Origin of the sequence: Streptomyces sp. Ru73 (assembly GCF_002920575.1) — a bacterium.
In the GTDB taxonomy this organism is placed as follows: domain Bacteria; phylum Actinomycetota; class Actinomycetes; order Streptomycetales; family Streptomycetaceae; genus Streptomyces.
Window position 1 is genome coordinate 1 of record NZ_PQSQ01000091.1, and the last position, 14,032, is coordinate 14,032.

Below are 14,032 nucleotides of genomic sequence, written 5' to 3' on the forward strand. Positions count from 1 at the left end.
TGAAGACCACCCTCAACACCATGGTCGACACGCTCTCCTCGTTCGCCTCCGAGGTGACCCGGGTGGCCCGCGAGGTCGGCAGCGAGGGCCGGCTCGGCGGCCAGGCGCGGGTGGAAGGGGTGTACGGCACCTGGAAGCGGCTGACCACCAGCGTGAACGAACTGGCCTCCAACCTCACCACGCAGGTCAGGGCGATCGCCGAGGTGACGGGCGCCGTCACGCAGGGGGACATGTCCCGCTCCATCACGGTCGAGGCACAGGGCGAGGTCGCGGAGCTGAAGAACAACATCAACCTCATGGTCGCCAACCTCCGCGAGACCACCCGAGCGAAGGACTGGCTGGAGTCCAACCTGACGCGCATGGCGGCGCTCATGCAGGGCCACCGCGACCTGATGGAGGTCGCCGGGCTGATCCTCAGCGAGCTCACCCCCCTGATGAACGCCCAGTTCGGGGTGTTCTTCCTGGCCGAATCGGGGGCACGCGCGGGCGAGGGCCTGAAGCTGATCGCCGGGTACGGCACCGACCAGGCCGGCGCCGGCGGCTCACTGCCCGGTGCCGGCACCCCGGGCAGCGGCCTGATCGCGCAGGCGGCCAGGGAGAAGAAGCGCATCCTGCTCACGGACGCTCCCCGGGACTACATCACCATCAAGTCGGGGCTCGGCGGGGCGGAGCCGGCCAGCATCGTCATCGTGCCGATCCTGTTCGAGGGCGAGGTGCTGGGCGTCATCGAACTGGCATCGCTCAGCGGGTTCAGCGAGGTGCATCTGGCCTTCCTCGATCAGTTCGCGAAGACGATCGGCGTGTCCATCAATACGATCATCGCCAACTCCCGTACGGAATCGCTGCTTTCGCAGTCCCAGCGGCTCACAGCGGAACTGCGGGAACGCTCCGACGAGCTGCAGCGGTCCAACGCCGCGCTGGAGGAGAAGGCGGCCCAGCTCGCGACCGCCTCGCAGTACAAGTCGGAGTTCCTGGCGAACATGTCGCACGAGCTGCGAACCCCGCTGAACTCGCTGCTGATCCTCGCGCAGTTGCTCGCCGACAACCCGGACGGGCACCTCTCCGAGCAGGACGTGCAGTTCGCCACGACGATCCACCGCTCCGGATCGGATCTGCTCCAGCTGATCAGCGACATCCTCGACCTGTCGAAGATCGAGGCGGGCCGCATGGACGTACGGCCGGGCGAACTGCCGCTGAGCACGCTGCTCGACTACGTCCGTGCCACGTTCCGCCCGCTCACCGCCGACCGCGGCCTCGACTTCGAGATCACCGTCGCCGACGACGTACCCCGCGAGCTGTACTCCGACGAGCAGCGCCTCCAGCAAGTGCTGCGCAACCTGTTGTCGAACGCGGTGAAGTTCACTCACTCCGGCGGCGTGGCACTGCACGTCGAGCGGGTCGCGGGCGGGGAGTTCGAGGAGGACACACTGCGGAACGCGGCCGATGTCGTCGCGTTCCGCGTGCAGGACACCGGCATCGGCATCCCGCCCGAGAAACTGCCGGTGGTCTTCGAGGCGTTCAAGCAGGCCGACGGCACCACCAGCCGCAAGTACGGCGGCACCGGGCTCGGGCTGTCCATCAGCCGGGAGATCGCGCGGCTGCTCGGCGGCCGGATCACCGCGGAGAGCGAGGTGGGCGTGGGTTCCTGCTTCACCCTCTGCATTCCGGCCCGCCACCCCGAAGCGAAACCGGCCCCACCGCCGGCCCCTTCACCGGCCCCGGCAGCACCCCCGCCCATCGCTGCGGCCCCGGCTCCGGTCGCAGCCCCGGCTCCGGCTCCGGCCGGCGCTTCGGCTCCCGCCCCGTCGCCGGAAGTGCCCCCAGCGGTCGTACCTCCCGAGGACACCTGGCCGCAGACGACCCGGCTGAAGGAGTGGCAGAGCGGCCACCCGGGGCGCGTACTGGCCGGGCGGCGCATCCTCATCGTCGACGACGACATCCGTAACGTCTTCGCGCTCACCCACGTGCTCGGCCGCGTCGGCATCACCGTGAAGTACGCGGAGAACGGCCGCGAGGGCCTGGAGGTCCTGCAGCGCAATCCCGATGTGTCCGTGGTCCTGATGGACATCATGATGCCGGAGATGAACGGGTACGACGCGATCCGCGCCATCCGCGGCACCCCGCGCCTCGCACATCTGCCGGTCATCGCCCTCACCGCCAAGGCCATGCCGGGCGACCGCGAGAAGGCCATCGCCAGCGGCGCCTCCGACTACGTGTCCAAGCCCGTCGACATCGACCGCCTGCTGTCGGTGATCGTCGGCCTGCTCGCACCACGGCCGGAAGCGGAGCCGGAGGGCGGAGCATGAGCACCGGTACACCCGACGCGTGCAGCATCCTGCTGGTCGACGACATGGAGGAGAACCTCGTCGCGCTGGCGGCCGTGCTCGGCCCGCTCCACCGGAAGGTGGTGCGGGCGCGTTCGGGCGAGGAAGCGCTGAAGGCGATGCTGCGCCAGGACTTCGCCGTGGTCCTGCTGGACGTGGCCATGCCGGGCATGGACGGCTTCGAGACGGCCGCCAACATCAAGCGGCTCGACCAGACCAAGGACGTGCCCGTCATCCTGGTCACGGGCGCCGAACCGGGCCCGGACTACGCCTACCGGGGGTACGCGGTCGGCGCCGCCGACATCCTGACCAAGCCCGTCGACCCCTGGCTGCTGCGGACCAAGGTCGGCCTCTTCCTCGAACTGGACGCGAAGAACCGGCAGTTGGCCGCGTACCGGGCGAGCTCGGACAGCGGGGCACGGCTCGCGGAGATCGCCCAGCAGCTGGACCGGATCGAACAGCTCCTCCGCGACGGCCGGGACCCGCGTACGTCCGGTATCGCCGAGCGCGTCGCGGACGTGGAGCGCGCGGTGGACGGCCTGCGCGGGGACCTGAGCGGCTGACCGGGGCGCGCTGACGCCACCGCCTCAATGCCTCAAGGGGCGTCCGCCCGGCCGGGCCGGTGCGCGCCGGGCAGTTGGGTCAGGTGCTGCCGCAGGACGGCCCGGACGGTGTCCGGCTGCAGGCGGTCGGGGTGCAGGGCCGCGTTCAGGGCGAGGCCGTCGAGGACGGCGGCGAGGTGTTCGGTCGCCACCGGGTCGGTCACGCCGAGGCGATCCAGCAGGCGGCCGGCCACGGTCCGCAGCCCGTCGTGGAGTTCGGCCGCGATGGAGCGCAGCTCGGGGTCCGTGCGCGCGGCCACGGCGAACTCCAGCCAGACCGCGGTCTCGTCAGCGCGCCCCGCGTCGAGCGGCAGGAACTGGCCCGCGACGTCCTCCGCCACGGTGTACGGGTCGTCGTCGGGGCGCAGCCGTGCGCGCCGGTCCCGCACCCGGGCCTCGACCCGGTGCACCATCTCGCGGGCCGCAGCGGTGAGCAGGTCCCGGTGGCCGGCGAAGTAGTGCCGTACGGAGCCGACGGCGAGCCCGGCCTCGGCGGCCACGTTCTGGAGCGTGGCCTGCTGGATGCCTCCTCGGGCCACGACCCGGAAGACGGCCTCCACCACCTCGCGGCGGCGCTCCTCGGGGTTCACGATCTTCGGCATCCGTTTTTTATAGCACGACCATGCTACGATTTTTATTTAGCACGTCCACGCTAAAACAGCGGAGAGCATTCTCCCGCCCTCCCCCACTCCGGTGCCGGCCGGAAGCCGCCCGGCACCGGATCAGGAGAAGCCATGGAACCGTCCCGCACCCACCGTCTCCGCAGCCTGGCGCGACTGCTCCGGCTGGCGCTCGACCTGGGCATGTCCTCCCTCGCGTACTACGGCTGCGTCCTCGCGGGGCTCGACACGCTGCCCGCCCTCCTCACCGCAACGGCCGTGGCGGCCGGCTGGCTGACCGCCACGGCGGTGTACGACCGCCGCGCCGACGGCCTCGCCGTCGGCATGCTGCTCATGTACGGACTGTCGGCGGCCTTCGCCGCCGCGACCTCGGCGCCCCGGCCGCTGCTCCTGCGCGACCCGCTGGTCAGCGCCCTCGCCGGACTCGTCTTCCTCGGCAGCTGCCTGAGCGCCACCCCGGCCACCGCCTACCTGGCGCGCAAGCTGCACGGTCAGCCGCTCAGCGACCCGCGGCTGCGCCGCGCGCACCGGACGCAGACCCTGGTGCTGGGCACCGGGCTCACGGCCGAAGCGCTCGTACGCGTCCTGCTGGTGTACGCGCTTCCGGTGCCGACGGCCGCCGCGCTCACGCCTCCGCTGGAGTTCGTCGTGCTCGTACCGCTCGTCGTGTGGACCGTCGTGCACCGCCGGAAGGCCCTGGCCCGCTCCTCCACCGCGGCAGGCGGAGCGGGAGCGGCACGACAGGTGCCGGCAGGGGTGACCGCGGAGCCGGTGCGTGCGGAGCACGGGCACCCGGCGCGGTGAGGGAAGGCGCGGTTACGGAGCGACGGCCGCCCGGCCGCCGCCGTCCGCCCGGCGCAGCCGTGCCGAGAGATGGTGCTGCAGCGGCTGGCCGACGGCGGCAAGGTCGTGCACGAAGTCGAGCGTGCCGTCGCCGGTCAGGGTGTACCGGCGGCGGGTGGCCTCGACCTCCTTGGCGGTGGGCGTGAGCGCCACCTGGTGCGTGGCGAGGTCGACCGTGCCGTCGGCCGCGCGTCCCACCAGGATCTCCGCGATCCCGGTCGGCTGGGTGATCAGTGCCTCCACCCGCCCCTCGGGCTGCACCCGCCACCAGCCGCTCTCCCGGGCCGCCGGCCGCAGCGGCGCACCATCGGCATCGAGCAGCCAGGCCCGGGCCTCGTACCGCAGGAAGGGCCGGCCGTCGTGCCGGAAGGTGACCTCCTGCGCGTAGGTGAAGTCCTCGGCCAGCGTCGGGTACTCGCCGCTCCCCCGCCCCTCCCAGGTGCCCAGCAGCCCGGCCAGCGGCGCGAGCAGCGGGTGCGGCGCCGGCGCGGCGTCCGGCCCGGAGGCGTCGGGGTAGGGAACTGTCCGGGCGGTGTCAGCGGGGTCGAACATGTCGTGCGCTCCTGGTTCGGGGGCCGGTACCGGAAGGCAGCCTAGGGCGTCGGCCCGCCCGCACCGGCCGGCGGAGGCCCGCCCGCGGGGGCGGTTCGGTTTCCGGGTCCGGGCAGCTGCCGCAGGCCGGGGGCGTCGCCCTGCTGGCAGTACACCGGTCCGTTCGGCATGCCGTGGGTCGGCCGGAGGCCGGGCGGCAGGTGCAGGCGGAGGTCGATGTGCTGGTGCCCGAGCCGCTTGCGGGCGTCGAGCAGGAGGGCGATGCCGGCCAGGTCCAGGCTGTGCACGGCCGTCAGCATCAGGTGGAGGATGCGTCTGCCGGGGAACCGGCCGGGCAGGCTGCGCAGGTAGTCCTCCAGCACGGCGTGCGTACCGGGCGCGACGGTCCCGGCCAGCCGGAGGCCCGGCGGCCGGGTGGTCCATCTCGCGTGCAGGGTGACGGTCGTGGACGGGTGCGTCATGAGGGCTCCAGGGTCCGGGGAGCCGGCGGTTGCCGGGTGTGTATCTGTTCTGACCACGGGTGCGTACCGGGCTCACGCGCGGGTACGCACCGAACTCACGTGCGGGCGGCCGTGCGCCGACCCGGCTGTTCGCGTGCGCCGATCTGTTCGGCGATGCGCTTGCAGGCGCGGGAGATGGTGCGGGCGACGTACATCTGCGAGACGCCCAGGCGCTCGGCGATCCGGCGGTGCGTCTGATCGCGGAAGAACCGCAGATAGAGGATTTCGCGTTCGCGTACGGGCAGCCTGGCCAGATGCGGCCTGACCGTCTCCCGGTCCACCGCGAGGTCGAACCCGGCCTCGGTGATGCCGAGGCTCTCGGTCAGGGAGTAGCCGTTGCCCGCGCCGGGCATTTCGGCGTCCAGGGACAGCGCGGTGAAGCTGTACAGGGCCTGGCTGCCCAGGACGACGTCCTCCTTGCTCATGCCGGTGTGGCGGGCGATCGCCTCCACCGAGGGGCCGTTGTCGTCGATGTCGCCCATGAGTTCCTGGCGGGCCTTGCGGACGCGGGTACGCAGTTCCTGCACCCGGCGGGGCACGTGCAGGCTCCACAGATGGTCGCGGAAGTGCCGCTTGATCTCCCCGAGGATGGTGGGGATCGCGAAGCTCTCGAACTCCGTGCCCTGCGCCGGGTCGTAGCGGTCGACGGCCTTGACCAGGCCGACGGCGGCGACCTGCCGCAGGTCCTCGGCGGCCTCGCCGCGGTGGTGGAACCGTACGGCCAGCCGCTCCGACAGCGGCAGCCAGGCGCTGATCACGCGGTCGCGCAGCACGGCGCGCTCGGCACCGTCGGGCAGGGCTGCCAGCCGGCGGAAGTCCTCGGCGGTGTCCGGTGCTTCGTGCGGGCGCCCGCCGCGGCGTGCGGACCGTGGCGGGGCACCGCCGGCAGGCACGGTGCGCGGTGCGGTGCCGCCGCGGACGGGTTTGGCCGGCGGCCGGGCCTGCGCCTGGCCGTGGTGCCGGCGGACAGTGTGCGTCTGCGGCGCGTCGCCGCCGGCGGACGGATGGGTGGTGCTGCGGGGCACGCTGAGCATGGTCTGGGCTCCAGCCTCGTTGGAACAGCCGATCCGGGATCGTCTTTTCCCGAGGAAGAAGTGCGGCCTGACCGGGCGCAGCCGGGGAGGAGAAACACCTCTCCCGCGGGTATGCCTCCGGTCCGAAGCACGCCTGGATGCGTGCCCGATCTTGCACCGGACAAACCTCGCTCGTCCCGCGGATCACACGGTTCCCCCGTCGCTCCCCCGCCACGGTGTTCTCCGCGCCCGGAAGTATGCCGGTACGACAAAACCGGCTCGCCTCCGACGTCCGAACACCCGTACTGGCGGGGCCCGGTGCCGGAGGCGGCCGGTGGGTGGCCCGGGCCGCTCAGGCCGCGAGGGCGCTGATGCCGAGCACGAGGAGCGCGGCCACCTTGGCCAGTTCGAAGGCCACGTAGAACAGGTGGGCACGGGAGCGCGGTGGGTTCTCGCCCGCGAGGACGCGGTCGGAGCGGCGGTTGAGCACCGGGCGGACGGCCGCGAGCTGTACGGCCAGCACGGCCACGGAGGCGGCGGCCGCCAGGCCGACCGGCACTGACGGGCCGCCGGTGACGACCGCCACGATCACCACGACGGCCAGCAGCGCCTCGACCGCGTTGAGCGCGCGGAAGACGAGGCGCCCGATGCCGAGCCCGAGCGGCACGGTCACGCCGGGGGCGCGGAACTTCAGCGGGGCCTCCAGGAACGAGATGCCCAGCACCATCCCGAGCCAGACGAAGGTGACCGCCGCGGTGACCGCGGCTGACGTGGCGTTCATCGGTCTCTTTCTCCCATCCGGCGGGGGGACTGCTCTGCTCCCGGCCCTCGGTCGGCGGGACCGGGGGCCGGCCGGCTCACTGCTGTCCGAGCCACAGGTCGGGGCCGAACACCTCGTAGTGGACGTCCTGCGCCGGCAGACCGCGGCGCAGCAGGCCGCCGCGGACGGCCCGCATGAAGGGCAGCGGGCCGCACAGGTAAGCGGTGGTGTTCTCGGGCAGTTCGAGCGCGTCGAGGTCGGCCTGTCCGGTGGCCGCCTGCGGCTCCTGCTCCGCGTCGCGCTCGTACCAGAGGTGGAGGGTGGCGTTCGGCAGCTTCCCGACCAGCTGCCGCAGCTCCGCGCGGTGCGCGTGGTCGGCCGGGCTGCGGTCGGCGTGCACCACGGTCACCGGGCGGGTGGAGCCGGTGGCCGCCAGGTCGTTGAGCATGGCCAGCATGGGGGTGCTGCCGATGCCGGCGGAGGCGAGCAGCAGCGGTCCTTCGCCCGCCGCGAGGGTGAGGTCGCCGAAGGGCGCGGAGACGCTGAGCCGGTCGCCCACGCGCGCGTTCTCGTGCAGCCAGGTGGAGACCTCGCCGTCCGGCCGGGTCCCGTCGTGGACGCGCTTGACCGTGATCCGCCACTCGTCGCGGCCGGGTTCCGAGGAGAGGCTGTACTGCCGTATCTGGCGCGCGCCGTCGGGCAGTTCGACCTGGACGCTGACGTACTGGCCCGGCCGGAAGGCGCCGGCGGGGCGGCCGTCGGCGCGCCGCAGGGTGAAGGAGGCCACGTCGGGGGTCTCCTGCTGCCGCCCGGCGATCACCATCTGCTGCCAGGTGCCGCCCTCGGGGGCACCGGCCTGCCGGTAGAGGCCGGCCTCCAGGGCGATCAGGGCGTTCGCCATCAGCCAGTAGACCTCGTCCCAGGCGCCCGCGACCTCCGGGGTGACCGCGTCGCCGAGGACCTCGACGATCGCGGCGAACAGGTGCTCGTGGACGATCTTGTACTGGTCGGAGGCGATGCCGAGGGAGGCGTGCTTGTTCGCGATGCGGGCCAGCATCGCGTCCGGGCGGGTCTCCGGGTGCTCCAGCAGCATGCCGGCGAAGGCGGCGATCGAGCCGGCGAGCGCCTTCTGCTGCTCGCCGTTGGCCTGGTTGCCGCGGTTGAACAGGTCCCGGAGCAGCTCCGGGTGGGCGTCGAAGAGCTTCTCGTAGAAGCGCTCGGTGATCTCCCCGATGGCAGCGCCGACGACGGGCAGGGTGTCACGGATGACGGGGGTGGACTGCTCGGAGAGCACCACTACCTCCAAAACTTGCTGTCTATATTCCAATTTTGAGCCGCACTGCTCCCCGGCAGGAGAGAAAGCGCGGCTCAGTCGGAGCGGTGGCCGGCCAGCCCCACCAGGACCGGCCCGGTGGGCGAGGCCACCAGGTCGGACACCGTGAGCGGATCCAGCGTGGCGTAGAAGGCCTCCTGCGCGTCGCGCAGCGCCCGGCGCAGTCTGCAGGCAGCGCGCAGCGGGCAGGGCGGATCGCCCTCGCAGGAGACGACCTCCCCCGCACCCTCCAGCTCACGCACCAGCCAGCCGACCGAGGCCCGCCGGCCCAGGTCCGTCAGGCCGAGGCCGCCACCGCGTCCGCGGCGGGCCTCGACCACGCCGAGGTGACGCAGCCTGCTGATCGCCTTCGCCATGTGGGTGTACGGAACGTTCACCGCGGCCGCCACCTCACGGGTCGTCAGGGGCGCACTCTGCTCCGCGACCGCCAGGCGCATCACGGCACGCAGGGAAAGATCAGTGAACTTCGTCAACCGCACGGCAGAAGGCTAGCAAAATACGCATACGAGATGTGTATTTCAGGGCGTCGGGGACATGTGGGGTCGGTCACGGGCACCGGCACCCTTGCCCGCTCCCCTCCCGGGCGCCAGGATGCGAGTCCCGCGAGCCACAGGGACCACTCGCCGACCGCCCCCACGGAGGCCCCATGCGTCCACGCCGCGCCGCCCTCACCCTGCTCTCCTTCGTGCTCGCCCTGAGCACGGCCCTCCTCCCCGAGGCCCCGGCCTCGGCCGCCGGCGGGACGGCCGGAGCCCACGCCGTGCCCGTGCCGTCCCGGACGGTCACCACCCCGGACGGCCGCACCCGGCTCGCCGACCGGCAGGGCCGCGTCCTCACCCTGCACGGGCTCAACCTCGGCAAGACCGGTACCGTCACCGAGCGGCACGTCGCGCGCCTGGCGGCCGAGGGTTTCACGCTGCTGCGGCTGAACATCCAGTGGCAGCACGTGGAGCCGGCACGCGGCCGGTACGACACCGGTTACCTCCGCTATCTCGACCGCGTACTGGGCTGGGCGGACCGGTACGGAGTGCTGGTACTGGTCGACTGGCACCAGGACGTGTTCGGCCCGGCCTTCGGCCACAACGGCATCCCGGCCTGGGCGACCCGCACCGACGGTCTGCCCTTCGAGCCGGACCCGGACGACTGGTTCGCCGACTACTTCCAGCCTGCCGTGCAGGCCGCCTTCACCCACCTCTACGACGATCCCGACCTGCGCGCCGCACAGGCCAGGGCGTACGCGCGGGTCGCCACGGAGCTGCGCGGGCACCGCTCGCTGCTGGGGTACGACCTCTTCAACGAGCCCTTCGGCCCGGTCCCCGGCGATCCGACCGACCCGGCGAACCAGCTGGCCGCCTCCGTCGCACTCGAACAGGGCCGGCTGCCGGCGATGTACCGGCGCCTGATCCGGGCCGTCCGCACTGTCGACCAGCGCGCCTGGCTGTTCGTCGAGCCGACCGTGCTGGTCGGCCAGGGCGTCCCCACCAGCCTGCCCGGCTTCGCCGATCCGCGGCCGGGGGCCGACCGCATCGGCTACGCGCCGCACTTCTACGACACGGCCGTGGAGGCCGGACAGGACTGGGACCCGGCCGGCGGATTCATCGAGGAGTACGAGGCGGCCATCACCGGCTACCCGGCCGCCCACCGGCTGCCCGTCCTGGTGGGCGAGTGGGGACCGCCCCGCGCCACCACCCCCGGCAACGCTGAGCTGATCCAACGTCAGGTGCGGTCGATGCCGGGCTTCGCCACCGGCTGGGCCATGTGGTACGACTGCGACGCGCCCGACGGGGGCGGCTACTGCGTACGCGGCGCGGACGGCCGCCCGGCACCGGGCAAGGAGCCGGCGTTCGCACCGTACGCACGAGCGGTGGCGGGGACGCCGGGGAGCGAGTCGTACGCACCGGCGACCGGCGAGTACCGCTTGCAGCTCACCGCCGGCCGGGCGACGCACCGGACCTGGACGGAGATCACCCTGCCTGCCACGGCGTATCCGCGGGGCGCCCGGGTCCGGGTCGACGGGACGCCGGAAGCCGTGGTGCGGACCGCGGACGGTCTCGCACGGGTACGGCTGCCCGCGGCGCGGCCGGGCACGACGGTCACGGTGACGGTGACGCCCCGTCAGCTCTGACGCCATGACGCACCGTCAGTGAGCGTGACCGCCACCCCGAAAGGGCCGGGGCCCTCGGATGACGAGGCCCGGCCCTTGCGGTCGGCGGTCGGCCGGACGCGCCCGGTCAGCGGCGGTCCGTCAGGGGCGGCCGGTCAGACGCGGTCGGCGGCGATCAGCACGTACTGGAAGGAGCCGTCCTTGTACGAGTTGATGAACGCCTCCTCGATGCCGGTGACCAGGGAGGACGTGGCCCGCAGCTCCCAGTAGGGCAGGGTCTCGGGGGTCAGGTCGATGACGGCCTGCGGCACGAGGCGGTTGTCGGCCATGGCACGCAGGTACTCCCTGCGGGAGTGGATGTTGCACTCGAAGTGCGCGTTGATCTGCGAGACGTACTTCGAGGGCTGGCCGTACCGCGGGTTCCAGCAGCCGGTGATGGTCACGTACCGGCCGCCGACCGCGAGGACGCGGGAGTGCTCGGCGAAGAGGTCGTGCAGGTCGACGTACATGCTCGACTCGTTGTTCCACGAGGCGGCGGCCTGCCCCGTCTCGAAGGGCATGTCGAGCATGTTGCACACGCGGGCGTGGACATGGTCCTCGATGCCCAGTTCCCGGGCGCGCCGGTTGGCGAAGTCGGCCTGCTTGGCCGAGAGGGTGACGCCCTCGACCTTGCAGCCGAAGCGCTGGTGGGCCATGACCATCGAACCGCCCCGGCCGCACCCGGCGTCCACGAGCGTGTCGTCACGGCCGATGGAGCCGAGATGGCTCAGGAGCATGTCGGCCTGGGCCGACTCCAGCCGGTGGAGCTCTGCGATCAGCCGCTTCTCGTAGTCGCCGTCGCCGGGGTCCCCGAGCGCCGCGTGGTCGACGTCGCCGATGCCGTAGTGGTGGTGGTAGAGACCGTCGACATCGCCGAGGCGCAGGTTCACCGGCCTGGCCTCCTGGTCCCAGTAGCGGGCGATGTCGCCCTGGTACGGCGAGGCGGGGGCGGGGACGAAGGCGGAGGAGCCGTTGAGGGTGGTGAATTCGGTGCTGGTCACAGGTAAAACCGTCCTTACCAGAAATCGGGCAGGCTGTAGCGATAGGTGTTGGTCTGGTGCCAGTAGTGGTTGCCGTCGACCCAGACGGCCACCCCCCGCAGGAAGCGCAGCACGCTCGGGACCGGGCAGGCAGCGGCCAGGGCTGCGGCTGCGGCTTCGAACTCGTGCATGAGGTCGTTGTGGACCTCGACCGCCTTCAGATAGGCGTCCCGCTCGGAGAGGCCCTCGCGCTTGGCGAGCACCACGGGCAGGTTCAGGTGCAGGCCGGGACTCTTCAGCTCCTTGGTGTACGAGTACAGGTCGTTGACGATGGTCGTGGCGTTGCCGGCGAGCGCGATGACCCGCTGCATGTCCGGCCGCGCGTGCAGGTCCGCCGGCAGTTCGTAGCCGCCGACGGTGTCCGTGATGGTCGGGCAGGGGCGGAAGTTGTTGAACTGACGCATCGCCAGGTACTCCCACACCTCGGGCACGTGCTCGGTCTGCGCCCAGGCCGCCTCCGCGAGGTAGCCGAGGTGCAGCCGGGCCATGTCGTGCCGGTACCGGTCGGTCTGGGAGGGGCTGGCCTGCTGGGTGAAGTACTCCATGGCGGACCGGTAGGCGCGCCGCGGCGCGTCCGAACCGAGCGATTCCCGCCACGCCGGCTCGTACTCCCGCGTGGTGTGCAGCGGGTCGAGTGCCGTGTGCGCCAGCAGGAGGCGGCTGCCGAGGCCGATGGGCGAGCCGCCGTGGTCCTCGCAGTAGCAGTCGTCGACCGCGTTCTCGGCGACCATCAGCCGCGTCGCGATCATCACGTGGTCGACGGTGGGCGCGTCCGGGTGGCAGGCGACCATGTAGCGGCTCACGGAGAAGCCGTCGAACTGGTCCTCCCACTCCGCGGGGACCGCCTGGACCTCGTCCACCGCCCAGGACTTGATCCGGCGGCCGACCTCTTCCACCCGTACCGGATCGGGCTCCGGCACCGGGTGGTGGTAGAGGCCCGGGATGGGGTCGCCGGCGGCGGGCTTCCCGGATTCGGCCGGCTCGCCGGTCCGGTCCGCTCCCCCGTCCTCGGCCGGATCCACGGCCTCCGGAGACGCCGTGGCCGCGAGGCGGCGGAACGGGTTCAGGCCCGACGTGCCGAGCCCCGTGGGGCCCCGCAGGATGCGCTCCAGGGCCGGTTCCGAGGGCGCCGCGGCGGCGCACTCCTCTACCGCCGGAGCGGTCGGTCCGCCGCCCGGACTCCCCTCGGGTGCGGGCGCTTCGACGGGCATGGGCCCTGCGGCGGGGGCGGCAACGGCGGGCGGGCCGGGCGGGGTGGGGCTGTCGATACCGGCCACGCCGGGCAGGCCCGTCCGTGCCGGAGGAATCCCAGGATCGGGCATCCGTAACTCCTTGGAGAGATGAGTGTGCTGTCCCGTGCTGTCCGTGGCCGGGCGTGCCGCCCGGCGGGGAGGGGGTGGTCCGGGCCGCGACGGCCGTCGGACGGGTGCCGCTAGACGCGTCTGCGGGACAGGTTCGGGCCCTCGCCGGGGGCCGAAAAGCATTGCCCGAAGAGACCGGCACAATCTCTTTGGTACCGAAGGGCGTTGCGCTCACACCCGGGCGTCATGACCGCGCGGGGGCGGGCGGGGGAGAGTACGGCGCCGGGGTGGTGGAGCGGTTTGCCGGGAGCGCCCGGAGCCGCCGGGCGAAAGCCGGGCCGAGTCCTGTGCTTACAGGTGGCCTTGTGAATTCCGGTGGCCGCCGTGCGATTTCCCCGGGACCGGCCGGCAGGCCCCCCGAGCGGCCGGCCGACAACCTGGCGCGGGCCTCGCGGTAACGGTTCTTCCCACGCCGGAGGAGCGAGCGGAACCGCTGGTCGCGAGCCCGTCGTGGCGGCGCCGTGGCGCGCGGCCGCGGTGCGCGGGCGGGGCTGCCGAGGCGGCTCCGGGCGCGCTTCCGGGCTGGTCTCAACGGCCATCGGGCTGGGCTCCTCCTTCAGTGCGGGACGGCGGCGGGATTGTGCGGCACAAAACAGCGGAGTGCGTGCGGAGTTCGGTCATCCGGGAATCGGTGGCGAATATCTGAGAATCCGTTCGGACCCGAGAAAACAGTAACGGCCGGTGGGCCGGGATCGCCCGGTCGGCCAAGGGAGTTACCTCGATGCAGTGACCTTGCTCCGCGCTGGGTTTATCGGACGATCGACGGCATTCGGACGATCTCGCCGGGTGCACTTGCCGTACGGCGCGAGAGGATGCCCACGTTCGCTCACCCCTTCGCCCCTCGAACGTGTGTCATATGCACGAGGCAAACATTGCAAACTGCAAGAAAAAATCACCCTAAGTAACAGCAAGTGGCGGAAAACAGCTGGTTGGCGGCCTGA

The 14,032-nt window shown here is 72.2% G+C and carries 13 protein-coding genes; 4 read left to right on the forward strand and 9 right to left on the reverse strand.

Going from position 1 to position 14,032, the window contains the following annotated elements:
* On the forward strand, positions 1 to 2,306 hold a 2,306-nt coding region (locus C3486_RS29170), incomplete at its 5' end, for an ATP-binding protein (RefSeq protein WP_146075085.1).
* Positions 2,303 to 2,887, forward strand: a complete 585-nt coding sequence (locus C3486_RS29175; protein ID WP_103835777.1) for a two-component system response regulator — start codon at positions 2,303 to 2,305, stop codon at positions 2,885 to 2,887. The genes C3486_RS29170 and C3486_RS29175, both read left to right, overlap by 4 nt.
* Positions 2,888 to 2,919: 32 nt before the next feature.
* Here C3486_RS29175 and C3486_RS29180 read toward each other — a convergent pair whose 3' ends face one another.
* Positions 2,920 to 3,528, reverse strand: a complete 609-nt coding sequence (locus C3486_RS29180; RefSeq protein WP_103835778.1) for a TetR/AcrR family transcriptional regulator — start codon at positions 3,526 to 3,528, stop codon at positions 2,920 to 2,922.
* Between the two features lie 132 nt (positions 3,529 to 3,660).
* Here C3486_RS29180 and C3486_RS29185 point away from each other — a divergent pair, with 132 nt between their 5' ends.
* Positions 3,661 to 4,350, forward strand: coding sequence for a VC0807 family protein (locus C3486_RS29185; RefSeq protein ID WP_103835779.1), 690 nt, complete (start codon positions 3,661 to 3,663; stop codon positions 4,348 to 4,350).
* 12 nt (positions 4,351 to 4,362) lie between these two features.
* Here the strand turns inward: C3486_RS29185 and C3486_RS29190 are convergent, their stop codons facing one another.
* The 6 genes from C3486_RS29190 to C3486_RS29215 form a co-directional block, all read right to left on the reverse strand.
* Positions 4,363 to 4,941, reverse strand: a complete 579-nt coding sequence (locus C3486_RS29190; RefSeq protein ID WP_103835780.1) for an FABP family protein — start codon at positions 4,939 to 4,941, stop codon at positions 4,363 to 4,365.
* A gap of 41 nt (positions 4,942 to 4,982) precedes the next feature.
* Positions 4,983 to 5,402: a hypothetical protein gene (locus tag C3486_RS29195; protein WP_103835781.1), complete on the reverse strand. Its 420-nt coding sequence runs from the start codon at positions 5,400 to 5,402 to the stop codon at positions 4,983 to 4,985.
* Positions 5,403 to 5,497: 95 nt separating this feature from the next.
* Positions 5,498 to 6,334, reverse strand: a complete 837-nt coding sequence (locus C3486_RS29200; protein ID WP_258053052.1) for a SigB/SigF/SigG family RNA polymerase sigma factor — start codon at positions 6,332 to 6,334, stop codon at positions 5,498 to 5,500.
* A gap of 472 nt (positions 6,335 to 6,806) precedes the next feature.
* On the reverse strand, positions 6,807 to 7,235 hold the full coding sequence (locus tag C3486_RS29205; RefSeq protein WP_103835783.1) for a hypothetical protein: 429 nt from the start codon (positions 7,233 to 7,235) through the stop codon (positions 6,807 to 6,809).
* A 76-nt stretch (positions 7,236 to 7,311) separates the two neighbouring features.
* Positions 7,312 to 8,508, reverse strand: a complete 1,197-nt coding sequence (locus C3486_RS29210; RefSeq protein ID WP_103835799.1) for a globin domain-containing protein — start codon at positions 8,506 to 8,508, stop codon at positions 7,312 to 7,314.
* Between the two features lie 74 nt (positions 8,509 to 8,582).
* Positions 8,583 to 9,026: an Rrf2 family transcriptional regulator gene (locus C3486_RS29215; RefSeq protein ID WP_103835784.1), complete on the reverse strand. Its 444-nt coding sequence runs from the start codon at positions 9,024 to 9,026 to the stop codon at positions 8,583 to 8,585.
* Positions 9,027 to 9,193: 167 nt separating this feature from the next.
* Here C3486_RS29215 and C3486_RS29220 point away from each other — a divergent pair, with 167 nt between their 5' ends.
* The gene (locus tag C3486_RS29220) at positions 9,194 to 10,672 is read left to right on the forward strand and encodes a cellulase family glycosylhydrolase (protein WP_103835785.1); all 1,479 of its coding nucleotides are present in this window, start codon (positions 9,194 to 9,196) and stop codon (positions 10,670 to 10,672) included.
* Positions 10,673 to 10,806: 134 nt separating this feature from the next.
* Here the strand turns inward: C3486_RS29220 and C3486_RS29225 are convergent, their stop codons facing one another.
* Both C3486_RS29225 and C3486_RS29230 read right to left on the reverse strand, forming a co-directional pair.
* Positions 10,807 to 11,691: a geranyl diphosphate 2-C-methyltransferase gene (locus tag C3486_RS29225; RefSeq protein ID WP_103835786.1), complete on the reverse strand. Its 885-nt coding sequence runs from the start codon at positions 11,689 to 11,691 to the stop codon at positions 10,807 to 10,809.
* A 14-nt stretch (positions 11,692 to 11,705) separates the two neighbouring features.
* Positions 11,706 to 13,052, reverse strand: coding sequence for a family 2 encapsulin nanocompartment cargo protein terpene cyclase (locus tag C3486_RS29230; RefSeq protein ID WP_103835787.1), 1,347 nt, complete (start codon positions 13,050 to 13,052; stop codon positions 11,706 to 11,708).
* Positions 13,053 to 14,032: the final 980 nt, after the last annotated feature.

What these genes read in the sequence shown, in the direction of transcription:
- C3486_RS29175 (WP_103835777.1), top strand. Translation starts at nt 2,303, where the DNA reads ATGAGCACCGGTACACCCGACGCGTGCAGCATCCTGCTGGTCGACGAC.
- C3486_RS29180 (WP_103835778.1), bottom strand. Translation starts at nt 3,528, where the DNA reads ATGCCGAAGATCGTGAACCCCGAGGAGCGCCGCCGCGAGGTGGTGGAG.
- C3486_RS29185 (WP_103835779.1), top strand. Translation starts at nt 3,661, where the DNA reads ATGGAACCGTCCCGCACCCACCGTCTCCGCAGCCTGGCGCGACTGCTC.
- C3486_RS29190 (WP_103835780.1), bottom strand. Translation starts at nt 4,941, where the DNA reads ATGTTCGACCCCGCTGACACCGCCCGGACAGTTCCCTACCCCGACGCC.
- C3486_RS29195 (WP_103835781.1), bottom strand. Translation starts at nt 5,402, where the DNA reads ATGACGCACCCGTCCACGACCGTCACCCTGCACGCGAGATGGACCACC.
- C3486_RS29205 (WP_103835783.1), bottom strand. Translation starts at nt 7,235, where the DNA reads ATGAACGCCACGTCAGCCGCGGTCACCGCGGCGGTCACCTTCGTCTGG.
- C3486_RS29220 (WP_103835785.1), top strand. Translation starts at nt 9,194, where the DNA reads ATGCGTCCACGCCGCGCCGCCCTCACCCTGCTCTCCTTCGTGCTCGCC.
- C3486_RS29230 (WP_103835787.1), bottom strand. Translation starts at nt 13,052, where the DNA reads ATGCCCGATCCTGGGATTCCTCCGGCACGGACGGGCCTGCCCGGCGTG.